This is a genomic window from Ideonella dechloratans (assembly GCF_021049305.1).
Classification (GTDB): domain Bacteria; phylum Pseudomonadota; class Gammaproteobacteria; order Burkholderiales; family Burkholderiaceae_C; genus Ideonella; species Ideonella dechloratans.
Genome location: NZ_CP088081.1, coordinates 2431300 through 2451972, shown reverse-complemented (window position 1 = coordinate 2451972; position 20673 = coordinate 2431300). Strand labels below are relative to the sequence as shown.

23 protein-coding genes and 2 tRNA genes are annotated in these 20673 nt (G+C 68.3%); 10 read left to right on the top strand and 15 right to left on the bottom strand.

The genetic code is table 11. The features are described 5' to 3' along the window. Nucleotides 1-42 precede the first annotated feature (42 nt). Nucleotides 43-354, bottom strand: coding sequence for a c-type cytochrome (locus LRM40_RS11430; protein WP_151124142.1), 312 nt, complete (start codon nucleotides 352-354; stop codon nucleotides 43-45). 135 nt (nucleotides 355-489) lie between these two features. Here LRM40_RS11430 and LRM40_RS11425 point away from each other — a divergent pair, with 135 nt between their 5' ends. Both LRM40_RS11425 and LRM40_RS11420 read left to right on the top strand, forming a co-directional pair. Then, nucleotides 490-1452: an IS5 family transposase gene (locus LRM40_RS11425; protein ID WP_151124143.1), complete on the top strand. Its 963-nt coding sequence runs from the start codon at nucleotides 490-492 to the stop codon at nucleotides 1450-1452. Between the two features lie 209 nt (nucleotides 1453-1661). After that, nucleotides 1662-1910: a TIGR04438 family Trp-rich protein gene (locus tag LRM40_RS11420; RefSeq protein WP_151124144.1), complete on the top strand. Its 249-nt coding sequence runs from the start codon at nucleotides 1662-1664 to the stop codon at nucleotides 1908-1910. A gap of 43 nt (nucleotides 1911-1953) precedes the next feature. On the opposite strand, the gene ilvD is transcribed toward LRM40_RS11420, so the two are convergent. After that, a complete protein-coding gene (ilvD, locus tag LRM40_RS11415; protein WP_151124145.1) occupies nucleotides 1954-3813 on the bottom strand; it encodes a dihydroxy-acid dehydratase in 1860 nt (619 codons plus the stop codon). Between the two features lie 133 nt (nucleotides 3814-3946). Between ilvD and lgt the strand changes: the two genes are divergently transcribed. From lgt to LRM40_RS11395, 4 genes are all read left to right on the top strand, one after another. Further along, nucleotides 3947-4789 carry a prolipoprotein diacylglyceryl transferase gene (lgt, locus tag LRM40_RS11410; RefSeq protein ID WP_151124146.1) on the top strand — a complete coding sequence of 281 codons (843 nt, stop codon included), beginning with the start codon at nucleotides 3947-3949 and terminating at the stop codon, nucleotides 4787-4789. Next, a complete protein-coding gene (gene dnaQ / locus LRM40_RS11405; protein ID WP_151124147.1) occupies nucleotides 4786-5493 on the top strand; it encodes a DNA polymerase III subunit epsilon in 708 nt (235 codons plus the stop codon). The genes lgt and dnaQ overlap by 4 nt, the downstream gene beginning before the upstream one ends. A gap of 91 nt (nucleotides 5494-5584) precedes the next feature. Then, nucleotides 5585-5659, top strand: a tRNA-Val gene (locus LRM40_RS11400). A 27-nt stretch (nucleotides 5660-5686) separates the two neighbouring features. Next, nucleotides 5687-5761, top strand: a tRNA-Val gene (locus LRM40_RS11395). A 91-nt stretch (nucleotides 5762-5852) separates the two neighbouring features. Here LRM40_RS11395 and LRM40_RS11390 read toward each other — a convergent pair. From LRM40_RS11390 to aat, 6 genes are all read right to left on the bottom strand, one after another. After that, nucleotides 5853-6761 (bottom strand): ribose-phosphate diphosphokinase, encoded by a 909-nt coding sequence (locus tag LRM40_RS11390; protein WP_151124148.1) that lies wholly within the window; start codon nucleotides 6759-6761, stop codon nucleotides 5853-5855. Then, on the bottom strand, nucleotides 6758-8278 hold the full coding sequence (locus LRM40_RS11385; protein WP_151124149.1) for a thymidine phosphorylase family protein: 1521 nt from the start codon (nucleotides 8276-8278) through the stop codon (nucleotides 6758-6760). The genes LRM40_RS11390 and LRM40_RS11385 overlap by 4 nt, the downstream gene beginning before the upstream one ends. Before the next feature lie 36 nt (nucleotides 8279-8314). Then, nucleotides 8315-8665, bottom strand: a complete 351-nt coding sequence (locus LRM40_RS11380) for a hypothetical protein (RefSeq protein ID WP_151124150.1) — start codon at nucleotides 8663-8665, stop codon at nucleotides 8315-8317. An 88-nt stretch (nucleotides 8666-8753) separates the two neighbouring features. Further along, a complete protein-coding gene (locus tag LRM40_RS11375) occupies nucleotides 8754-9503 on the bottom strand; it encodes a head GIN domain-containing protein (protein ID WP_151124151.1) in 750 nt (249 codons plus the stop codon). A gap of 95 nt (nucleotides 9504-9598) precedes the next feature. Next, on the bottom strand, nucleotides 9599-10357 hold the full coding sequence (locus LRM40_RS11370) for an arginyltransferase (protein ID WP_151124152.1): 759 nt from the start codon (nucleotides 10355-10357) through the stop codon (nucleotides 9599-9601). Next, a complete protein-coding gene (aat, locus tag LRM40_RS11365) occupies nucleotides 10354-11121 on the bottom strand; it encodes a leucyl/phenylalanyl-tRNA--protein transferase (RefSeq protein ID WP_151124153.1) in 768 nt (255 codons plus the stop codon). The genes LRM40_RS11370 and aat overlap by 4 nt, the downstream gene beginning before the upstream one ends. A gap of 101 nt (nucleotides 11122-11222) precedes the next feature. On the opposite strand from aat, the gene ppa reads away from it, so the two are divergent. Next, complete coding sequence (gene ppa, locus LRM40_RS11360) at nucleotides 11223-11756, top strand: inorganic diphosphatase (protein ID WP_151124154.1); 534 nt, start codon at nucleotides 11223-11225, stop codon at nucleotides 11754-11756. Between the two features lie 83 nt (nucleotides 11757-11839). Here ppa and LRM40_RS11355 read toward each other — a convergent pair whose 3' ends face one another. After that, a complete protein-coding gene (locus LRM40_RS11355) occupies nucleotides 11840-13024 on the bottom strand; it encodes a GNAT family N-acetyltransferase (RefSeq protein WP_151124155.1) in 1185 nt (394 codons plus the stop codon). Between LRM40_RS11355 and LRM40_RS11350 the strand changes: the two genes are divergently transcribed. Next, complete coding sequence (locus tag LRM40_RS11350) at nucleotides 13023-14723, top strand: NAD+ synthase (protein WP_151124156.1); 1701 nt, start codon at nucleotides 13023-13025, stop codon at nucleotides 14721-14723. The two genes, LRM40_RS11355 and LRM40_RS11350, sit on opposite strands and share 2 nt — an antisense overlap. A 45-nt stretch (nucleotides 14724-14768) precedes the next feature. Continuing rightward, nucleotides 14769-15107 (top strand): P-II family nitrogen regulator, encoded by a 339-nt coding sequence (locus LRM40_RS11345; protein WP_022979240.1) that lies wholly within the window; start codon nucleotides 14769-14771, stop codon nucleotides 15105-15107. A gap of 13 nt (nucleotides 15108-15120) precedes the next feature. Here the strand turns inward: LRM40_RS11345 and LRM40_RS11340 are convergent, their stop codons facing one another. Genes LRM40_RS11340 through LRM40_RS11315 form a run of 6 tightly spaced genes read right to left on the bottom strand, consistent with a single transcriptional unit; the run spans nucleotide 15121 to nucleotide 18465 of the window. Further along, nucleotides 15121-15720 (bottom strand): LOG family protein, encoded by a 600-nt coding sequence (locus LRM40_RS11340; protein ID WP_151124157.1) that lies wholly within the window; start codon nucleotides 15718-15720, stop codon nucleotides 15121-15123. Beyond that, nucleotides 15717-16106, bottom strand: a complete 390-nt coding sequence (locus LRM40_RS11335; RefSeq protein WP_151124158.1) for a diacylglycerol kinase — start codon at nucleotides 16104-16106, stop codon at nucleotides 15717-15719. Before LRM40_RS11335 ends, LRM40_RS11340 begins: the two co-directional genes overlap by 4 nt. Beyond that, a complete protein-coding gene (locus LRM40_RS11330) occupies nucleotides 16103-16639 on the bottom strand; it encodes an RDD family protein (protein ID WP_151124181.1) in 537 nt (178 codons plus the stop codon). Before LRM40_RS11330 ends, LRM40_RS11335 begins: the two co-directional genes overlap by 4 nt. Before the next feature lie 2 nt (nucleotides 16640-16641). Continuing rightward, a complete protein-coding gene (locus LRM40_RS11325; RefSeq protein ID WP_151124159.1) occupies nucleotides 16642-17406 on the bottom strand; it encodes a DUF3106 domain-containing protein in 765 nt (254 codons plus the stop codon). Between the two features lie 10 nt (nucleotides 17407-17416). Beyond that, a complete protein-coding gene (locus LRM40_RS11320; protein WP_231067514.1) occupies nucleotides 17417-17896 on the bottom strand; it encodes a DUF3619 family protein in 480 nt (159 codons plus the stop codon). Beyond that, on the bottom strand, nucleotides 17893-18465 hold the full coding sequence (locus LRM40_RS11315; protein WP_151124160.1) for an RNA polymerase sigma factor: 573 nt from the start codon (nucleotides 18463-18465) through the stop codon (nucleotides 17893-17895). Before LRM40_RS11315 ends, LRM40_RS11320 begins: the two co-directional genes overlap by 4 nt. A gap of 257 nt (nucleotides 18466-18722) precedes the next feature. Between LRM40_RS11315 and LRM40_RS11310 the strand changes: the two genes are divergently transcribed. Continuing rightward, the gene (locus tag LRM40_RS11310) at nucleotides 18723-20528 is read left to right on the top strand and encodes an acetolactate synthase 3 catalytic subunit (RefSeq protein ID WP_151124161.1); all 1806 of its coding nucleotides are present in this window, start codon (nucleotides 18723-18725) and stop codon (nucleotides 20526-20528) included. Nucleotides 20529-20673 lie beyond the last annotated feature (145 nt).

Sequence of the window (20673 nt, the reverse complement as noted above, 5' to 3'; positions counted from 1 at the left end):
TGCGGGGCTTTTTTCATGGGGTCGCGCAGGGCGGCGCCAGCTTCACTTCTTGTGAGACAGCACCCAGCTCGCCAGGGTCTGGGCTTCTTCCGGCGTGACCGGGTTGGCGGGCATGGGCACGGGGCCCCAGCTGCCCGAGCCCCCCTTCTGGATCTTCTCGGCCAGGCGGCTCACGGCATCCTTCTGGCCGGCGTAGCGCGCCGCCACATCCTGGTAGGACGGCCCCACCAGCTTGCGATCCACGGCATGGCAGGCCAGGCAGTTCTTGCTGGTGGCCAGCGCCTGCGCATTCGGTGCGGCCAGCACGGTGGATGCCGAAAGCCACAGCAAGGCGGCGGGCAGCAGCTGTTTCATCAAGTCTCCTTCCGATGCCCCATGGTGGAGCCAGGGTGGGTGATTTACAGTGGGAAACCCATTCTAGGGAAGGTCTGCACAACTCGCAACCCGTGGTGCTTGGCGCGGACGTGAAGCGCTGAGACGATACGGGCCATGAAGCAGCACAGCCTGGGTTTGGGACAGACGACCAAGCGAACGCGACGCCGGGAGTTCCTGGACGAAATGGAGAAGGTCGTGCCCTGGTCGGATCTGGTGGCGCTGGTGTCCCCGTACCTGCCCGATGGCAAGCGAGGCCGCCCGCCGTTCTCGCCGGAGACCATGCTGCGCATCCACTTCATGCAGCAATGGTTCACGCTGAGTGACCCGGCGATGGAAGAAGCGCTGCACGACATGCCGGTGTTCCGCGAGTTCGCGGGCCTGGAAGGCTGGGACGAGCGGCTGCCCGACGAGAGCACGATCCTGCGCTTTCGGCATGTGCTGGAGAAGCACAAGCTGACCGCGCAGATCCTGCAGACCGTCAACGACCTGCTGAGCGCCAAGGGCGTGATGCTCAAGGGCGGCTCGGTGGTGGATGCCACGCTGATCGCCGCACCGAGCTCGACCAAGAACAGCAGCGGCGAGCGCGACCCGGAAATGAAGCAAAGCAGGAAGGGCCAGCAGTGGTACTTCGGCATGAAGTGCCACATCGGGGTGGACATCGAATCGGGCCTGGTCCACACCGTGCGCGGCACCAGCGGAGCGGTCAATGACGTGACCGAGGCCAACAGCCTGGTGCGCCCGAGCGACCGCGAGGTCTACGCCGATGCCGGCTATCGAGGTGCCGACAAGCGTCCGGACGCCAGGGTGGGTGTGGCTTGGAACATCGCCATGCGGCCGGGCAAGCGTCGCACACTGAACCCGGCCAAACCGATCGAGGCCCTCACCGAGCAGCTCGAGAAGGTCAAAGCGGGCATCCGGGCACGTGTCGAACATCCGTTCCGAGTGATCAAGCGCCAGTTCGGACACATCAAGGTGCGCTACCGCGGGCTGGCCAAGAACACGGCGCAGTTGCACACGCTGTTTGCGCTGGCCAATCTGTGGATGGCGCGGCGCAAACTCATCGGAGCGATGGCATGAGTGCGTCCGCAGCATGGCAAATGGCCCGGGTCGCGGACCTGTTCGGGCCTGCAGACCTGGAAATCGCAGCAAATTTGCCATCCACAGCATCACATTCCCATCGTCTCAGCGTGCAGCCACGCCGGGTTGCGAGTTGTGCAGACCTTCCCTAGGGAAGTCTGCCGGGCCGTCCGTTCGAGGCCGATCGGGAGGCAGGCAAGGAGAACACGATGGCTTTTGTGGTGCTGGGCGTGCTGTTGCTGGTGATGAAGCTCGCCGAGTGGGGGCCGGTGGCCGGCTGGTCCTGGGTCTGGGTGCTGCTGCCCTTCGGCCTGGCGCTGGCCTGGTGGGGCTATGCCGATGCGACGGGCCTGACCCGCCGCCGCGCGATGGACAAGGACGCCGCACGCAAGGAAGAGCGGCGGCGTCGCAACATCGACGCGATGGGCCTGGGCGTCAAGAACTCCCGCCGCAAGTGAGTGGAACCGGCCGGGCCCGCCCGGGCCGGTCCCTCTGCGGGCGTCAGTCTTCCAGCTTGGACAGATCGCGCACCGCGCCCTTGTCGGCCGAGGTGGCCAGCAGGGCGTAGGCCTTCAGCGCGGCCGACACCTTGCGCGGGCGCGGCTGGGCCGGCTTCCAGCCCTTGGCGTCCTGCTCGGCGCGGCGACGGGCCAGTTCCTCGTCGCTCACCAGCACGTTGATCGAGCGCGCGGGGATGTCGATGCGGATGCGGTCGCCGTTCTTCACCAGGCCGATGGTGCCGCCGGCCGCCGCTTCGGGCGAGCAGTGGCCGATCGACAGACCCGAGGTGCCGCCCGAGAAGCGGCCATCGGTCAGCAGCGCGCAGGCCTTGCCCAGGCCCTTGGACTTGATGTAGCTGGTCGGGTAGAGCATTTCCTGCATGCCGGGGCCGCCCTTGGGGCCCTCGTAGCGCACGATCACCACGTCGCCGGCCTTCACCTGGTCGTTCAGGATGTGCTCGACCGCCTCGTCCTGGCTCTCGACCACATGGGCCGGGCCCTCGAAGACCAGCAGGCTGTCGTCCACGCCGGCGGTCTTCACCACGCAGCCGTCCAGGGCGATGTTGCCGCGCAGCACGGCCAGTCCACCTTCCTTGCTGAAGGCGTGCTCGAAGGAGCGGATGCAGCCCTCGGCGCGGTCCAGGTCCAGGCTGGGCCAGCGGGTGGCCTGGCTGAAGGCCACCTGGGTCGGGATGCCGGCAGGGCCGGCCATGTAGAAGGTCTTGACGGCCTCGTCCTGGGTGCGGCGCACATCCCACTGGGCCAGCGCATCGCCCAGGGTCTTGGCGTGCACGGTGGGCACGTCGGTGTGCAGCTTGCCGGCGCGCTCCAGCTCGCCCAGGATGGCCATGATGCCGCCGGCGCGGTGCACGTCCTCGATGTGGTACTTGTTGGTGTTGGGGGCCACCTTGCACAGCTGCGGCACGTCGCGCGAGAGGCGGTCGATGTCCGTCATGTCGAAGGCGATGCCGGCCTCCTGGGCGGTGGCCAGGATGTGCAGGATGGTGTTGGTCGAGCCGCCCATGGCGATGTCCAGCGTCATCGCGTTCTCGAAGGCCTTCTTGCCGATGCTGCGGGGCAGCACGGACTCGTCGCCCTGCTCGTAGTAGCGCCGGCACAGCTCGACCGCCAGGCGGCCGGCGCGCAGGAACAGCTGCTCGCGGTCGGCGTGGGTGGCCACCACCGTGCCGTTGCCCGGCAGGGACAGGCCCAGGGCCTCGGTCAGGCAGTTCATCGAGTTGGCGGTGAACATGCCCGAGCAGCTGCCGCAGGTGGGGCAGGCCGACCGTTCGACTTCGGCCACATCGGCGTCGCTCACCTTGCTGTCCGCGGCCATCACCATGGCGTCGATCAGGTCGAGCTTCTTGATCTGGACGGTGTGGGTGGTCGGATCGGCCAGACGTGCCTTGCCGGCTTCCATCGGGCCGCCGGAGACGAAGACCACCGGGATGTTCAGGCGCATCGCGGCCATCAGCATCCCCGGGGTGATCTTGTCGCAGTTGGAGATGCACACCAGCGCGTCGGCGCAGTGGGCGTTGACCATGTACTCCACCGAGTCGGCGATGATGTCCCGGCTGGGCAGCGAGTACAGCATGCCGTCGTGGCCCATGGCGATGCCATCGTCCACCGCGATGGTGTTGAACTCCTTGGCCACACCGCCGGCGGCCTCGATCTCGCGGGCCACCAGCTGGCCCAGGTCCTTCAGGTGCACATGGCCGGGCACGAACTGGGTGAAGGAGTTGGCGATGGCGATGATGGGCTTGCTGAAGTCGCCATCCTTCATGCCGGTGGCGCGCCACAGGGCGCGGGCACCGGCCATGTTGCGGCCAGCAGTGGAAGTCTTGGAGCGGTAGGCGGGCATGTGCGGAGGCGCTGTGGAGCGTTGATGGGCGTTGGTCGGGCGCGCGGCGAGGCAGTACGCGGTCACGCTGCGGGCAGGGTTGCCGCACAGCCGTCGTATTTTCGCGCAGCCGGGACGCTTATGATGCCGCCCCATGCTGATTCACCCGCAGTTCAACCCCATCGCGCTCGACCTGACGCGTTTTGGCATCCCCGTCCAGATCCACTGGTATGGCATCACCTACCTGGTGGCGTTCGGGCTGTTCCTCTGGCTGGCCCGGCTGCGGGTGCGCAAGCCCTGGTTCGCCGACGCTGGCTGGACCGCGCGCGACGTCGAAGACCTGCTGTTCTTCGGCGTGCTGGGCGTGGTGCTGGGCGGTCGCCTGGGCTATGTGCTGTTCTACAAGCCCGCCTTCTACCTGGCCAACCCGCTGGAGATCTTCTCGGTCTGGAAGGGTGGCATGTCCTTCCACGGTGGGCTGCTGGGCGTGACGGCGGCGATGGCCCTGTTCGGCTGGCTGCGCAAGCGCTCGTTCTGGGACGTGACCGACCTGATCGCCCCCTGCGTGCCCACCGGCCTGGCCAGTGGACGCATCGGCAACTTCATCAACGGAGAGCTCTGGGGTCGTTTTGCCGACCCCTCGCTGCCCTGGGGCATGGTGTTCCCGCAGTCTGGCTCGCCGCTGCCCCGTCATCCCTCCCAGCTTTACGAGTTCGGCATGGAGGGGGTGTTGCTGTTCGCGCTGCTGTGGTGGTACGGCAGCAAGCCGCGCTGGGCCGGGCAGGTGTCGGGGGCCTTCCTGATGGGCTACGGCTGCTTCCGCTTCATCGCCGAGTACTTCCGCGAGCCTGATTCCTTCCTGCGTGACCTGCCGGCCACCACCGGGCTGAGCATGGGCCAGTGGCTGTGCGTGCCGATGATCGTCGGTGGCGCCCTGGTCTGGGCCTGGGCCACCCGCCGGGCCCGTCCTGTCGGATCCACCGGAGCCCGCGCATGAGACAGATCTTCCTGGACACGGAAACCACCGGCCTGTCGCCCGACAGCGGGGACCGCATCGTCGAAATCGGCTGCGTGGAGATGGTCAACCGGCGGCTGACCGGCAACAACCGCCACTTCTACCTGAACCCGGAGCGCAAGAACAACGAGGAGGCGGTGCGGGTGCACGGCCTGACCGACGAGTTCCTGGCCGACAAGCCCCTGTTCTCGGCGGTGGCGGACGACCTGATCGCCTACTGGGCCGGGGCCGAGATCATCATCCACAACGCGGCCTTCGACGTGGGCTTCCTAGACGCCGAGCTCAAGCGCATCGGCAAGCCGCTGTTCCACGCCCATGTGGCCTCGGTCACCGACTCGCTGCTGATGGCCCGGGACATGTTCCCCGGCAAGAGCAACTCGCTGGACGCGCTGTGCAAGCGCCTGGAGGTGGACAACTCCAGCCGGACCCTGCACGGCGCCTTGCTGGACGCGGAACTGCTGGCCGAGGTCTACATCCGCATGACCCGCGGGCAGGGCAGCCTGGTGATCGACGCCAGCGAGGGGGGGGACGGCCCCACGCTGGAACTGGGCTCGCAGGACCTGTCGAGCTTTGCCCTGCCGCTGGTGGCCGTGGCCGATGCCGAGCTGGCCGCCCACGCCGAAGTGATGAAGTCCATCGACAAAACCGGCGAAGTGCTTGCCCTGTGGGAAAAGGCCATGGCATAATGGCAGACTTTCCCGGGAACGACTTCTTGCTGAAGCGGTTGTTCGCGATCCGAAGGGCCTGACTGAATCAGTCGACCCGGAGGTAGCAGCCGGGCGGTTAGCTCAGTGGTAGAGCACTGCCTTCACACGGCAGGGGTCGCAGGTTCGAACCCTGCACCGCCCACCAGATTCGCTTCAGCCAGACCCGCAGACCGGGCGGTTAGCTCAGCGGTAGAGCACTGCCTTCACACGGCAGGGGTCGCAGGTTCGAACCCTGCACCGCCCACCAAAGTCTCCAGTCTTTCAACGCACCCCGCAGCCTCAGGCGCCGGGGTGTTGTTGTTTCTGGGGGGGGCGTGCGCGCGGCCCCCGGGGCGGGATCAGCCGGCCAGCACCGTTTCCACCCCTTGCGCCAGCAGCGGTGCCATGGGAATGGCATTGCTGGTGTGCGGTACGCAGTCGCTGCTCCAGACATGGCGAACGCCGGCCGCCGCCAGTTCGGCCATGGCCTCACCGACGAACAGGCCGTGGGTCACGGCCACGTCCACCGAGGCGGCACCGGCGGCCAGGGCCAGCCGAGCCGCGGCCACCAGGGTGCGGCCGGTGCTGGCCATGTCGTCGATCAGCACCACGGCGCATCCGCGGAAGTCGATGCCCTCGGGCAGGCGCACCGTCACCTCGCGGTCGCCATGCCGCTCCTTCAGGCACCAGGCGCCGTCGCAGCCCGAAGCGGAAGCCGCCTCGCGCACCCATTGCTCGGCTTCGCCGTCCGGGCCCAGCAGCAGCGGCTGCCCCACGTGCTGGCAGACCCAGCGGCCCAGCAGCCCGGCGGCGGACAACGAGACCGCGCGGCAGCCGGGCATCACCTCGTCCAGCGAGGCGATGCGATGCAGGTGCGGGTCCACCGTCACCAGGCCGTCGAAGTGCCCGGCCAGCAGGCCGGCGATGTGGCGCTGACTCACTGCCTCGCCCGGGTGGAAGGCGATGTCCTGGCGCATGTAGGCCAGATAGGGGCAGACCAGCAGCAGGCGCTCGGCACCGAGTGCCCGTGCGGCGGGCGCGCTGATCAGCAACTCCACCAGCTTCTCGTTGGGCTGGTGCAGACTGCGGTACAGCAGCACCGTGCCCTGCAGTGGCGTGGGCAGGGTCAGTTTGAGTTCGCCGTCGGGAAAGCGGTGGCGCTGGACGAGGCGCAAGGGCAGCCCCAGGGCCGTGGCCAGGGCCTGGGCGGGGCGCTGCTCGTCCTCGAAGGCCAGGACGGCCGTGGCGGAGGGCCAGCGCGGACTCATGCCGCCCCCACGGTGTAGCCGCTGTCGCGGCCCGAACGGTCACGGGCGAAGCCCAGGTCCGCCGGGTACTGGGCATGGATGCGGTACAGCGGCGCGCCGGCCTGCACCGCATCGCCCACCTTGCACAGCAGGTCCACGCCGGCACCGGGCACCTGGGGGGCGCCGGCCAGGCGGGCCACCTGGGCCAGTTGCAGGTTGTCGATGGCCCGGACCACGCCGGCCTGCGGGGCGCAGACTTCGTGGGTCAGCTCGCCCAGGGTGGGGGGGCTGGTGCGGCGCCCCTGGGCGTCGATCAGGGCCTCCATCTGCGCCAGGGCGCGACCCGATTCGAGGATGTCGCGCGCGATGCGCCAGCCGTCGCCGCCCCGCACATCGGGGTCGAACTCGATCACCCGGCCGGCCAGGCGCAGGGCCTTTTCGCGCAGGTCCATGGGGGCCTCGGGTTCGTTGCGCAGCACCTGCATCACGTCGCGCGCCTCCAGCACCGGGCCGATGCCGCGGCCGATGGGCTGGCTGCCGTCGGTGATCATCACGTCCAGGTGCAGGTTCAGTGCGCCCGCCACATATTCGAACAGCTTGCGCAGCCGCTGTGCGGCGTCGATGGAGCGCACCTTGGCGGTGGGTCCCACCGGGATGTCCAGCACCAGATGGGTGGAACCGGCGGCGATCTTCTTGCTGAGGATGGAGGCCACCATCTGGCCGGGGGAATCGATGGCCAGCGGTCGCTCCACCGAGATCAGGATGTCGTCCGCCGGGGACAGGCCGGCCGTGCCGCCCCAGGCCAGGCAGCCGTTGGTGTCGCGCACGATGTGGCGCAGGCGCTCGAAGGGCAGTTCCACCTCGGCCAGCACCTCCATCGTATCGGCCGTGCCGGCCGGCGAGGTGATGGCGCGCGAGCTGGTCTTGGGGCACAGCATGCCGTGGGCGGTGACGATGGGCACCACCAGCATCGAGGTGCGGTTGCCCGGAATGCCGCCGATGCAGTGCTTGTCCACCACCGGGCCGCCGCGCACCGCGTGCTGCCAGTCCAGGCGGCGTCCGACGTCGATCATGGCCTCGGTGAGGTAGAGCACCTCGTCGCGCTCCAGGTCGTAGCCGTTGGTGGCCACCACGAAGGCGGCCAGCTCGATCTTGGAGTAGCGGGCCTGGGCCACGTCGCGGATGATGGCGTGCAGGTCCTTGCGGTCCAGCCGCTCGCCGGCGATCTTGCGCCGCAGCGCGGGCAGGGAGGGCGGAGGCTCGGCCGGTGAGACATGGGCCGGATGCCCGGCGTCCACGTTCAGCCGGGCAAAGGCGTCCTCGGACAGACCCAGCTCATCGGGTTGGACGATGCAGTCGTCGTCCACCACGTTGAGCACGGCGTTGATGGCCGCGCCATTGGCCTTGACCAGCACCTTGGACAGGGCCTGGAAGCCGGCAGCGCGCACGACGGCGCAGTTGCGGTGCAGGTAGGCGACATTCTCGCGCCAGGTGTCGATGCCGACCCGGCGCACGCGGAGATCTTGGAGTTTGGTCATGCACGCGCGGCAGCCGCCTCGGAGCGGCCGCCGAGGTCAGATGTGAAAGCCGTTCTCGTGCGGGTCGTACTTGAACGTGCTGGGGTCGCCGAACTGCACATGGGCCACATGGGCCGCACGCAGGCTGTCATCCAGGGCCTGCACCGCTGGCTGGGGGGCGTGCGGCGAGGGCAGCAGCACCGCATGGATCTGCGCCACCAGCCAGTGGCTGGAGGCCTCTGCGCCTGCATGGTCACAGGCCAGGGCCTGGCCGTTCATCTGGCAGTGTCCGGCGTCGTCCACCTGGAACACGACACGCACGTGCGGCGAGGGAGCGGTGCAGGCGCCCAGTGCGAACAGGCTCAGCGGCAGCAGCCAGCGAAGCGGGAAAACACGGTTGCGGTTCATGGCCTTGATTGGGACCCCGGGGCCCCCGCCAGTCAAAAACCGCATTGTGAACCAGCGCGGCCTTGCGGAGCCCGCGGCTAGATCAATGTCAATGCAGGGGGGCAACGTCGCCCGAGCCGGCCAGCTGGCGCTGCACCCGTGGTGAGCCCGCATAGCGCACATCGCCGGAGCCGGCGATGTTGACGTCCAGCAGCTCGCTGGCCCGCACTTCAGCATCCCCGCTGCCAGCGATGCTGATCCTGGTGCTGCGGGTCTGCAGTTCCGCGGCGAAGATGTCGCCCGAGCCCGCGATCGAGAGGCTGGCGGTTTCCGACCGGCCCTGCAGATGCACGTCGCCCGAGCCGGCCAACGCCACCGACAGCCGGCTCAGGTCGGCACCGCCCAGGCGGACATCGCCCGAGCCGCTGAGCGAGAGCTCGAAGGGGCCACCGCGTGCGCCGTCGATGGTCAGGTCGCCGCTGCCGCGCAGGGCGGCGGCAGAGAGGCTGGGGGTGGTGACCGTCACCAGCACCTTGCTGCGGCTGTGCACGTTCTTCTCCTGCTCGGTGCCCACCACCAGGGTGTCGCCTTCCACGCGGGTGACGATGAGCGGCTGCAGGTTGTCGTCGGCCCGCACCACGACCTTGGCGGGCCCGCCGATCTGCACCCGGACATCGAAGCCGCCGTCCAGTCTCAGTTTCTGGAAGGCCGGCACGCTGCGGCTGTCCTCGATCACCTTGCCGGAGCCTTCGATCGCACCAACCGGGCTCCAGGACCAGGCGTGAGCCCCTGTCGACAAGGCCAGGGTGGCGGCGAACAGGGGCAAGGAGAGCAGATGGCGACGCGACAGGGTGGGCATGGTGAACGTCCTGATGGGGTGAAGCCGACAGGCTAGCGGACACGCGCTCGGCCGCAAGCGCTCGTGCGACGAACTGCAGCCCGGGGCGACGAAGCTCAGGTGGGGGCCGACCGACCGGCCGGTGGGGCATCGACCCAGCGTTCACCCACCAGCAGCTGATGGGGGCGAAAACGGGTCTTGTAGGCCATCTTCGGGCTCTGGGCGATCCAGTAGCCCAGATAGAGGTAGGGCAGCTTGAGTTGGCGGGTCTGCTCGATCTGCCAGAGCACGCCGTAGGTGCCGTAGCTGCCCGGCGCGTCAGGGTCGTAGAAGGTGTAGACCGCCGACAGGCCATCGGCCAGGATGTCGACGATGGAGACCATGCGCAGGACGCCGGGGCCCTGTTCGGCTGGCTCCCGGAACTCCACCAGGCGGGAGTTGACGCGGCTTTGCAGCAGAAACTGGGTGTACTGGTCCACGCTGTCCTGGTCCATGCCGCCGCCAGCGTGGCGGGCGGCCTGGTAACGCAGATACAGCGCGTAATGTTCTTCCGAGAAACCCAGCCGGGCGACACGGCTGCGCAACTGCTGATGCGCCGCACGGGCCCGGCGCTGGCTCCGGTCGGGCTCGAAGCGCTCCACCGGGATGCGCAGCGGCACGCAGGCCTGGCACTGGTCGCAATGGGGGCGGTAGGTGAACAGGCCGCTGCGGCGGAAGCCGCAGGCCACCAGGGCGGAATAGGTTTCAGCGTGGATCAGGTGGCTGGGCGTGGCCACCTGGGAACGCGCCGTCTGGTCCGGCAGGTAGCTGCACGGGTAGGGCGCCGTGGCGTAGAACTGCAGCGAGGAGAACGGAAGCTCTTTCGGGTGGGTCACGGCATGTTCTGGGCCAGCGAAGGGGGCACGGCGATGCCCAGCCGCGCCCAATGGGCCCGATCATAGGACCAGCGCCAGGGCGGTGGCGCATCCACCGTGGCGGCCAGATGGCCCTCGAACTGGGGGCGGGGCAGCAGGCGCGCGCCCAGGCTGGCCAGGTGCTGGGTGTGCTGCTGGCAGTCGATCATCCCGATCTGCTCAGCCCGGCAGAAGGCCACCAGCGCGGCCAGGGCGATCTTCGAGGCATCGGTGCGCCAGGCGAACATCGATTCGCCGAAGAACATGCGGCCCAGGCCGATGCCGTAGAGCCCGCCGGCCAGCCGGCCGTCGATCCAGGTTTCCACGCTGTGGGCGTGGCCGGCCAGGTGCAGCCGGACGTAGGCCTCCACCATCTCCGGCACGATCCAGGTGCCCGGCTGGCCCTCGCGGGGGGTCTGGGCGCAGGCGGTGATCACCGCCCGGAAATCGTGGTCGAAGCGGATCTCGCAGCCCGGCGTGGCCAGGAATTTCTGGATCGTCTTGCGCAGCGAGCGGCTCAGGCGGAACTCGTCCACCGGCAGCACCATGCGCGGGTCCGGGCTCCACCACAGGATGGGCTGGCCCTCGCCATACCAGGGGAAGATGCCATGGCGGTAGGCCTCGCGCAGGCGGGGCACGTCCAGCCCGCCGCCGGCCGCCAGCAGGCCCGGGGCGTCGCTGTCCGGCCCCAGCGCCGCCAGCGTGGGGGGGAAGGGGGTGTGCTCGCCAAGCCAGGGCAGCTGCATGCGCGCAGCATATCGTGGCTTGGCCCGGTCAGCTGGCGTTGGCCGGCATCCGTAGAATGTCGCCCCAATCCCGTTCCCTTCCTCACACCACCGAGACCAGCATGAGCCTGAACAATGTGACCCCGGGCGCCAAGGCCCCCGAGCAATTCAACGTCATCATCGAGATCCCGGCCAACGCCGATCCCGTCAAGTACGAGGTGGACAAGGAGTCCGGCGCGCTGTTCGTGGACCGTTTCATGGGCACGGCCATGCACTACCCGTGCAACTACGGCTTCATCCCCCAGACCCTGGCAGCCGACGGCGACCCGGTGGATGTGCTGGTCATCACCCCCTTCCCGCTGGTGGCGGGCTCGGTGGTCACCTGCCGTGCCATCGGCATGCTGAACATGACCGATGAGGCCGGCGGCGACGCCAAGCTGCTGGCGCTGCCCACCGAGAAGCTGCTGCCCAGCCACGCCCACATCACCAAGCTGGAAGACCTGAACGAGCTGGTGCTCAAGCAGATCCAGCACTTCTTCGAGCACTACAAGGACCTGGAGAAGGGCAAGTGGGTGAAGGTGGAAGGCTGGCTGGACGCCGCAGCGGCCAAGACCGAGATCACCGACGGTCTCAAGCGCTACGCCGACAAGGCCTGATCGATGCGCGCTGGGTCGCGCTTTGGCGCGATCCGAGATGAAAGCCGCCCGGGGACACCCTGGCGGCTTTTTTCATGGCGGCGTCACTCGGGGGTGGTCGTCTTGAAGGGGTTGCGTTCGCGCAGCTCGTCCAGGTAGCCCGCCATGCCCGCGCCCTCCCGGGCCAGGAAGTCCTCCACCGCACGGGAGAATTCGGGGTGGGCCAGCCAATGGGCGGAGGCGGTGCGCACCGGCAAGAGGCCCCGGGCCATCTTGTGCTCGCCCTGGGCACCGCCTTCGAAGCGCCGGAAGCCCTGGTCGATGCACCAGGCCAGGGGCTGGTAGTAGCAGGCCTCGAAGTGCAGGCAGTCGATCGTCTCGGTGGCGCCCCAGTAGCGGCCCCAGGCGGCGCCGCGGGCGCGGTCGATGGCCAGGAGGGACACCGCCACCGGCGCGCCGGCACGCTCGGCGATGAACATCAGCCAGTGGGCCGGCAACTCGCGGGCCATGCGGGTGAAGAAGTCCCGGCTCAGGTAGGGCGTGGACCGGTGCGCCCGGTAGGTGAGGCGGTAGCAGTGGTGGAAGAAGTCCCAGTCGGCTTCGCTGATCTGCGTGCCCTCCCGCACCCGGAACTGCACGCCGCTGGCTTCCACCTTGCGGCGCTCCTGCTGGATCTTCTTGCGCTTCTCGCGCTGCAGAGTGGCCAGGAATTCGGCGAAATCCGCGTAGGGCGTGTCGGGCCGGTTGTGCCAGTGGAACTGCACCCCCTGGCGCAGCATGTAGCCCTCCGCCTGGGCGAGGGCTTGCTCGTCCTCGTCCAGGAAGAGCAGATGGGCCGAGGACAGCCCGGTCTGCTGGGCCCACTGCCGCAGGGTGCGCAGCAGCAGGCGGCGGGCCGTGTCGTCTTCGGCCAGCAAGCGGCTGCCCGGCACCGGCGTGAAAGGCACGGCGTCGAGCAGCTTGGGGTAGTAGTCCAGCCCATGGCGGGCATAGGCATCGGCCCAGGCCCAGTCGAAGACGTACTCGCCATAGGAGTGGCTCTTCAGCCAGGCAGCCGTGGCGCCCACCAGGCGGCCTGCCCGGTGCAGGCTGAAGAAGACGGGCGCCCAGCCGGTGTCCGCCGTGGCGCTGCCGGACGCCACCAGGGCGCGCAGATAGGCATGGCGCATGAAGGGCGTGGGCCGGGCCTGCTGCGCGAGCAGGGCGTCCCACGCGATGGCGTCCAGTTCGTCGGGATGGGCATGAACCCCGATGTGATAATCCGACGCGTCTTTTCCCTCGTCTGCCATGTCCTCTCCGGTCTCCCTTTCCGTCGCCCTGGCCCAGATCAACGCCACCGTCGGCGACCTGGCCGGCAATGCCCGCCTGATCGCCCAGGCTGCCCGCGAGGCCCATGCGCAGGGCGCCCAGCTGGTGCTGGCGCCCGAGCTGGCGCTGACGGGCTACCCGCCCGAGGACCTGCTGCTGCGCCCGGCCTTCATGGCGGCCTGCGCCCGCACCCTGCGCGAGCTGGCGGCCGAGCTGGCCGATTGCGCCGGCTTGCACGTGGTCGTCGGCCACCCGCAGGACTGGGATGCTCAGGAGGATGTTAGGTCGAAGTCCTATTCCCTGCCGCGGCGCTTCAATGCGGCCTCGGTGTTGGCAGGGGGACGGGTGTTGGCCACCTACTGCAAGCGCGAGCTGCCCAACTACCAGGTCTTCGACGAACGACGCTATTTCGCCTCCGGGCGGGATGCCGGCTGCGGGCCGGTCGTCTTCGAGGTGGGCGGGCTGCGCTGCGGCCTGTTGATCTGCGAGGATGCCTGGTTCGACGAGCCGGCCCAGGCCGCCAAGGCCGCTGGCGCCCAGGTTCTTTGCGTGCTCAACGCCTCGCCCTTCCATCTGGACAAGCACGGCGAGCGCGAGTCGCGCATGGCCCAGCGCGCGCGCGCGGTGGGTCTGCCCTTGCTCTATGCCCACCTGGTCGGTGGCCAGGACGAGGTGGTGTTCGACGGCGCCTCCTTCGCGCTGGATGCCCAGGGCCTGGTGGGCGCCCGCGCGCCCAGCTTCGAGCCGGCCACGCTGGTGGTGACGGTGAGCGCCGATGGCCGTGTCAGCGGCCCGCTGGCCCCCCTGCCGCCGCTGGAGGGCCAGGCCTGGCAGGCCTTGGTGATGGGTGTGCGCGACTACATCGGCAAGAACGGCTTTCCCGGCGCCATCATCGGCTTGTCCGGTGGCATCGATTCGGCCCTGGTGCTGGCCATTGCGGTGGACGCCCTGGGGGCCGACAAGGTGCGGGCGGTGATGATGCCCTCGCCCTACACGGCGGACATTTCCTGGCTGGACGCCCGCGACATGGCCGAGCGCCTGGGCGTGCGTTACGACGAGATCGCCATTTCCCCGGTGTTCGACGGTTTCAAGCAGGCGCTGGCGGCCCAGTTCGCCGGCCTGCCGGAGGACACGACCGAGGAGAACATCCAGGCCCGCATCCGCGGCACCCTGCTGATGGCCCTGTCGAACAAGACCGGGTCCATCGTGCTGACCACCGGCAACAAGAGCGAGATGGCCACCGGCTACTGCACGCTCTACGGCGACATGGCGGGCGGCTTCGCCGTCATCAAGGACGTGGCCAAGACCCTGGTCTACCGTCTGGCCGAGTGGAAGAACCGCCAGCCGACCCGGCGCGCCGATGGCAGCATCGGGCCGGTGATCCCGGAGCGCATCATCACCCGGCCGCCCTCGGCCGAACTGCGGCCGGACCAGACCGACCAGGACAGCCTGCCGCCCTACGAGGTGCTGGACGCCATCCTGGCGCGCTACATGGAAGAGGACCAGGGCATCGAGGAGATCGTCGCGGCGGGCTTTGCGCGTGCCGATGTCGAAAGGGTCACCCGGCTCATCAAGATCAACGAGTACAAGCGCCGCCAGGCGCCGGTGGGCATCCGAATCACCCACAGGGCATTCGGGCGGGATTGGCGCTATCCGATCACGTCGAAGTTCCGTGCTTAAATCTGCGCAACACGCATCCGCGCATCCCCCACACGGAGAACACACATGAAGCAGATCACCGCCATCATCAAGCCTTTCAAGCTGGAAGAAGTGCGCGAGGCACTGGCCAGCGTGGGGGTGTCGGGCCTGACCGTGACCGAGGTGAAGGGTTTCGGTCGCCAGAAGGGCCACACCGAGCTCTACCGCGGCGCCGAATACGTGGTGGACTTCCTGCCCAAGGTGAAGGTCGAGGTCGTTGTCCGCGACGAGGACCTCGACCACGCCATCGATGCCATCGTGAAGGCGGCCAAGACCGGCAAGATCGGCGACGGCAAGATCTTCGTCACGGCCGTGGAGCAGGTGGTGCGCATCCGCACCGGCGAGACGGACGCGAACGCGGTCTGAGCCTGACGCCGCCTCAGATGGCGGAGTAGTCCTCGGTGCCTGAGGGTTGCCCCGGCAGGCCGGCGCGGGCGGCGATGCGGTCCAGCAGGCGGCCAGGGGTGTCATCCACCGTCAGCGCCTGTTGCTGGCTGGCGTCGATAAAGCCCTGGTTGTGGGCCGCGGCCATGAAATCCAGCAGCGGCTGGTAGAAGCCGGCCACGTTCAGCAGGCCGATGGGCTTGCTGTGGTAGCCCAGGTGGTGCCAGGTCCACACCTCGAAGAGTTCCTCGAAGGTGCCCAGCCCGCCCGGCAGCGCGATGAAGGCGTCAGCCTCCTCGGCCATGCGTTGCTTGCGCTGGTGCATGTTGTCCACCACCACCAGCTCGGTCAGACCCCGGTGGCCCACCTCGCGGGCCTGCAGGCGCTGCGGGATGACGCCCAGCACGGGCGCGCCGGCTGCCAGGGCGGCATCGGCCACGATGCCCATCAGCCCGACGTGCCCGCCGCCGTAGACCAGGCGCCAGCCTCGCCGCCCCAGTTCGGTGCCCAGGCGCTTGGCGCTGTCCGCGTAGACCGCCTGGCTGCCAGGACGGGAGCCACAGTACACGCACACCGAGAACGGTCGCTGGCTCATGCGCCGCTGCCTCCAAAACGTTGCCACAGGGCGCCCGTCCACAGACCCCCTGCGAGCAGCAGGCTCAGCAGCACGGCGGCGCTGCCCAGGTCCTTGGCGCGGGCGGAGAGTTCATGCCGCTCCGGTCCGATCCGGTCGATGGCGGACTCCACCGCGGTGTTCAGCAGTTCCACCACCAACACCAGGATGACCGAGCCGGCCAGCAGGCCGATCTCGACCCAGCCGCGACCCAGCCAAAAAGCGGCGGGCAGCAGGACCACGGCCAGGGCGGTTTCCTGGCGGAAGGCGCTTTCGCTGCGCAGGGCGGATGCCAGCCCGGCCAGCGAATAGCCGAAGGCGTGGAGGATGCGGGACAGGCCGGTGCGGCGCTGGAAGGGCGAGGTCATCGGGCCGGGCGCCAGTCCACCAGACGCGTGCCGCAGGCAGCGTCGTGCCAGAACTGCCGGTCCGGGTGCAGCCGCGCCAGCGCGGCATAGGCCAGCACGCCGACGAACAGCAGGCCGAACAGGGCCCCGCCATGCAGGCCGGCCATCTTGGCCGTCAGCAGTGCGGGCACAAACCAGAGCCAGGCCAGGGCGAAACGGGCCAGCGCGCGGACCTGGCTGACGGGGCGGCCCTGGCGATCCACCAACCGGATGTGCCAGGCCTTCATGGCCACCGTCTGGCCACCGCGGCTCCAGAACCAGACGAAATACACCCCCAACACCAGCAGAAGGAACAACTGCAGGCCCAGCGTGCCTTGCCGCCCGGGATCCTTCAGTTGGGTGAGGGTGGAATACAGCCATCCGGCGACGAACAGCACGCCAAACAGCAGCACTCCTTCGTAGACGAAGGCGGCCAGGCGCCGCTGGATCGATGGCGTGGTCAACGGGCCGGTTGGGTTGCCGGGAGCGGGTTCGGCGGCGCGCTGTGTCGGCATCTTCAAGGTTTGGCGCCTGGGCCGGTCGGGGCCTGCCCCGGCTTGACCGCGGCGGGGGGCTGCGGCTGGCGAGGCAGCAGGGTGTGCCGATCGACCTGGGACGGCGAGGCGGTGATCTTGGGTTGTCCCGCCGGCTGGTGGGCGGGGGGCTTCATCCGCTCGTTCACCAGGGAGGTGCTGGCGCCGGGCCGGCCTTGCACCATCACCGGCGACACCGACCGGGGTGCCGTGCCAGGCCCCTTGGTGGGGCTGACGATGTTGGACTTGGGGGCCAGGGCATCCACCGGTGCCCGGCGCAGCTTGCGCAGGGCGTTCGCGTCGCCGGTGGCCGAGGCGGGCTTGGCCTTGGCGGCCAGGGCCTTGCGCTGCTCGGGGCTGAGCGCCTGATAGGCCTCCCAGCGGGATTGCCGTTCGCTGGCCGAGAGCTCCTGCGCCTTCTGGTAATTCAACCTGGCCCGGTCCCGCTCCTGGGGGCTCATCCGGGCCCATTCGGTCATGCGTTGCTGGACGCGCTGCCGCTGGGCCGGCGTCATGTGGTCGAAACGGCGGGCCACATCCTGCCACTTGCGTTGGCGCTCCTCGGGCAGTTGGTCCCAGTCATGGGCCAGCGGGGCCAGGGCGCGCTGCTGCGCCGGGGGGAGTTCCTGCCAGCGCACGCCCGCCGCGGCCGAGGCCGGCTGGGCCCAGACGCAGGCGCTGGCGAGCAGGCACAGGGCCACACCCAGCGCCTGGCGCTGCAACCGTCGGGAGAAGAGGGCGGGCGTCATCGAGTGGGGGTCAGTGCTGCTCCGGGGCCTTCAGGAATTCGCTGAAGCCGGGGTCGGTGTAGGCGTCGGGCGGCAGGTCGTCCGACAGCAGGGCCGAATCGACCTCGGCGACCGTGGCGGTCTGCAGGCGGTCATGCCACTGGTCGATCAGAACCAAGCCCAGCACCAGCAGCAGCAGCGGCACCAGGGAGGCCAGCGGCGCCCACCAGCGGAACCCCTCGGACAGCGGCGAGCCCCCCAAGGCCAGGGTGCCCTGGCTCTGCACCAGCACGCTGCCGGCTTCCTTCGCCTGACGGGCGGGCAGGGCGGCGCGGGCCTCGCGCGCGCGGGCCAGCGCCTGCTCGCGGGCCACCCGCAGGCGCTCGAACACATCGTGACCCGGTGTGGCGCTGCGCTCGGACAGGGCCGCACCGACGCGCAGGCCAAACCGGAGTTCCAGGTTGGCGGCATCCTGGGGGAGCCGCTGCGGGGCAATGGAGCGGGTGTTCACGGCGCAATACCTTTGGCTTTGAGCGATTTGGCCAGTGCATGCACGGCCCGGGAGCAGTGGGTTTTCACACTGCCTTCAGAGCATCCCATCACACTGGCCGTTTCGGCCACATCAAGTTCTTCCCAGTAACGCAGGAGAAAGGCTTCCCGTTGACGGGCGGGCAGTTGGGCCACCTCCTGCTCGATCTTGAGCAGGATCTGTTCCCGTCCGACGGTGTCCGCGGCACTTTCGGCACCCAGACTGCCTTCGACGGTTTCCAGCATTTCCAGCAGGTCGAAGTCCGCGCCATCTCCCGAGTCGGCACCTTCGAAGTCGGACATGTTCTGTTCGACGGCCTGCCGCACCTTGCGTCGGCGGAACCAGTCCATCGTCGCGTTGGACAGGATGCGCTGGAACAGCATCGGGAATTCGGCCACCGGACGGGTCGCGTACTTCTCGGCCAGACGGATCATGGCGTCCTGGACGATGTCCAGGGCAGCATCCTCGTCACGCACCGTGTAGACCGTGCGTTTGAAGGCGCGTTTCTCGACGCTGACCAGGAAGTCGGAAAGTTCTTTGTCGGTGGCCAAGATGGGACCTCACCGGCCTGAAAGGCGGATCGACCGGGCTGAGAACCGCGGATTATGTCATCGGCAGTGGGGTGCGCTGCGGAACCGGTTCGGGTTGATGCCATAATAAGGAATCGCACTATTGCGAATGGGTCCTCAGGCCGCCCCGACAGCGGGTGTCGGCAGTTGTTGATCGCGCAGGTTCCGATCCCGCCTCACAAGGGCGCGGGGAGGGGCACCGAAGGTTTTTCGTCAGAGAAATTCACAGAGGTTCGAAAATGAACATGTCTGCCGCGGACGTCAAGCGTGCCGCCCCCTCCGATGGGCGCGCCACCTCTCCGAACGCTTCCTCCACGTCTTCTTCCTCCCCCAAGGAGCTCAACGGCTCCCAGATCCTCGTGCGCTGCCTGCAGGCCGAGGGCGTCAAGCACATCTGGGGTTACCCGGGTGGCTCGGTCCTGTACATCTACGACGCGCTGTACCAGCAGGACAGCATCCAGCACGTGCTGGTCCGTCATGAACAGGCCGCTGTCCATGCCGCCGACGGCTATGCCCGTGCCACGGGTGACGTCGGTGTGGCCCTGGTCACCTCCGGCCCGGGTGTGACCAATGCCGTCACCGGCATTGCCACCGCCTACATGGATTCCATCCCCCTGGTGATCATCACCGGTCAGGTGCCCACGGCGGCCATCGGCCTGGACGCCTTCCAGGAATGCGACACGGTGGGCATCACCCGTCCGGTGGTCAAGCACAACTTCCTCGTGAAGGATGTGCGTGACCTGGCGATGACCATCAAGAAGGCCTTCCACATCGCGCGCACCGGTCGTCCCGGCCCGGTGGTGGTGGACATCCCCAAGGACGTCTCGCTGAAGACGGCGCACTTCCACTATCCCGAGCACGTCGAGATGCGCTCCTACAACCCCGTCAAGAAGGGGCATGGGGGGCAGATCCGCAAGGCGGTGCAACTGCTGCTGAACGCCAAGCGACCCTACATCTATTCGGGTGGCGGCGTCATCCTGGGTGAGGCCTCGGCCGAACTGCGCCAGCTGTGCGACATGCTGGGCTTCCCGGTCACGAACACGCTGATGGGCCTGGGCGCCACGCCGGCCTCGGACCCGAAGTTCCTGGGCATGCCCGGCATGCACGGTACCTACGAAGCCAACATGACCATGCAGAACTGCGATGTGCTGCTGGCTGTGGGCGCGCGCTTCGATGACCGGGTGATCGGCAACCCCAAGCACTTCGCCTCGGTGGAGCGCAAGATCATCCACATCGACATCGACCCCTCGTCGATCTCCAAGCGGGTCAAGGTGGACATCCCCATCGTCGGCGACGTGAAGGATGTGCTGCAGGAGCTGATCGCCCAGATCAAGGAAGCCCAGCAGAAACCCGACACCGCGGTGATCTCCCAGTGGTGGAGCCAGATCAACGAGTGGCGCCGCCGCGAGTGCCTGGCCTACCGCACCAGCCCGGACGTCATCAAGCCACAGCAGGTCGTCGAGGCCCTGTGGGAGATGACCCGCGGCACCGACACCTACATCACCTCGGACGTGGGCCAGCACCAGATGTGGGCGGCCCAGTACTACCGCTTCGACGAGCCACGGCGCTGGATCAACTCCGGTGGTCTGGGCACCATGGGCGTGGGTCTGCCCTATGCGATGGGCATCAAGCTGGCCAAGCCGCAGTCGGATGTGTTCTGCATCACCGGCGAAGGCTCGATCCAGATGTGCATCCAGGAGCTCTCCACCTGCCAGCAGTACAAGACGCCGGTGAAGATCATCGCGTTGAACAACCGCTACCTGGGCATGGTGCGCCAGTGGCAGGAGCTGGACTACGAGGGCCGCTACTCCAGCAGCTACATGGACGCGCTGCCGGACTTCGTGAAGCTGGCCGAGGCCTATGGTCACGTGGGCATCAAGATCGAGAAGCCCTCGGAGATCGAACCGGCCCTCAAGGAAATGATGCGTCTGAAGGACCGCACCGTCTTCCTGGACGTGCGGACCGACCCGACCGAGAACGTCTGGCCCATGGTCAAGGCGGGCAAGGGTCTGTCGGAGATGCTGCTCGGGTCCGAGGATCTGTGAACCCGACCAACCCGGCGGGGTGGTGGTGTTACCGCACCACTGCTGGCGCCGGGGAGGGCAGGTTCCCAGCCGAGGACCACTTCTTCCCAACCGTGCCTAGCGACGTGGCCAAGGGACGACGGTTACCGCCGTCGGTCTGAAGAGC

Coding starts and splice junctions, on each gene's coding strand:
- LRM40_RS11430 (WP_151124142.1), bottom strand. CDS start 354: ATGAAACAGCTGCTGCCCGCCGCCTTGCTGTGGCTTTCGGCATCCACC.
- LRM40_RS11425 (WP_151124143.1), top strand. CDS start 490: ATGAAGCAGCACAGCCTGGGTTTGGGACAGACGACCAAGCGAACGCGA.
- LRM40_RS11420 (WP_151124144.1), top strand. CDS start 1,662: ATGGCTTTTGTGGTGCTGGGCGTGCTGTTGCTGGTGATGAAGCTCGCC.
- ilvD (WP_151124145.1), bottom strand. CDS start 3,813: ATGCCCGCCTACCGCTCCAAGACTTCCACTGCTGGCCGCAACATGGCC.
- lgt (WP_151124146.1), top strand. CDS start 3,947: ATGCTGATTCACCCGCAGTTCAACCCCATCGCGCTCGACCTGACGCGT.
- dnaQ (WP_151124147.1), top strand. CDS start 4,786: ATGAGACAGATCTTCCTGGACACGGAAACCACCGGCCTGTCGCCCGAC.
- LRM40_RS11390 (WP_151124148.1), bottom strand. CDS start 6,761: ATGAGTCCGCGCTGGCCCTCCGCCACGGCCGTCCTGGCCTTCGAGGAC.
- LRM40_RS11385 (WP_151124149.1), bottom strand. CDS start 8,278: ATGACCAAACTCCAAGATCTCCGCGTGCGCCGGGTCGGCATCGACACC.
- LRM40_RS11380 (WP_151124150.1), bottom strand. CDS start 8,665: ATGAACCGCAACCGTGTTTTCCCGCTTCGCTGGCTGCTGCCGCTGAGC.
- LRM40_RS11375 (WP_151124151.1), bottom strand. CDS start 9,503: ATGCCCACCCTGTCGCGTCGCCATCTGCTCTCCTTGCCCCTGTTCGCC.
- aat (WP_151124153.1), bottom strand. CDS start 11,121: ATGCAGCTGCCCTGGCTTGGCGAGCACACCCCCTTCCCCCCCACGCTG.
- ppa (WP_151124154.1), top strand. CDS start 11,223: ATGAGCCTGAACAATGTGACCCCGGGCGCCAAGGCCCCCGAGCAATTC.
- LRM40_RS11350 (WP_151124156.1), top strand. CDS start 13,023: ATGTCCTCTCCGGTCTCCCTTTCCGTCGCCCTGGCCCAGATCAACGCC.
- LRM40_RS11355 (WP_151124155.1), bottom strand. CDS start 13,024: ATGGCAGACGAGGGAAAAGACGCGTCGGATTATCACATCGGGGTTCAT.
- LRM40_RS11345 (WP_022979240.1), top strand. CDS start 14,769: ATGAAGCAGATCACCGCCATCATCAAGCCTTTCAAGCTGGAAGAAGTG.
- LRM40_RS11340 (WP_151124157.1), bottom strand. CDS start 15,720: ATGAGCCAGCGACCGTTCTCGGTGTGCGTGTACTGTGGCTCCCGTCCT.
- LRM40_RS11335 (WP_151124158.1), bottom strand. CDS start 16,106: ATGACCTCGCCCTTCCAGCGCCGCACCGGCCTGTCCCGCATCCTCCAC.
- LRM40_RS11330 (WP_151124181.1), bottom strand. CDS start 16,639: ATGCCGACACAGCGCGCCGCCGAACCCGCTCCCGGCAACCCAACCGGC.
- LRM40_RS11325 (WP_151124159.1), bottom strand. CDS start 17,406: ATGACGCCCGCCCTCTTCTCCCGACGGTTGCAGCGCCAGGCGCTGGGT.
- LRM40_RS11310 (WP_151124161.1), top strand. CDS start 18,723: ATGAACATGTCTGCCGCGGACGTCAAGCGTGCCGCCCCCTCCGATGGG.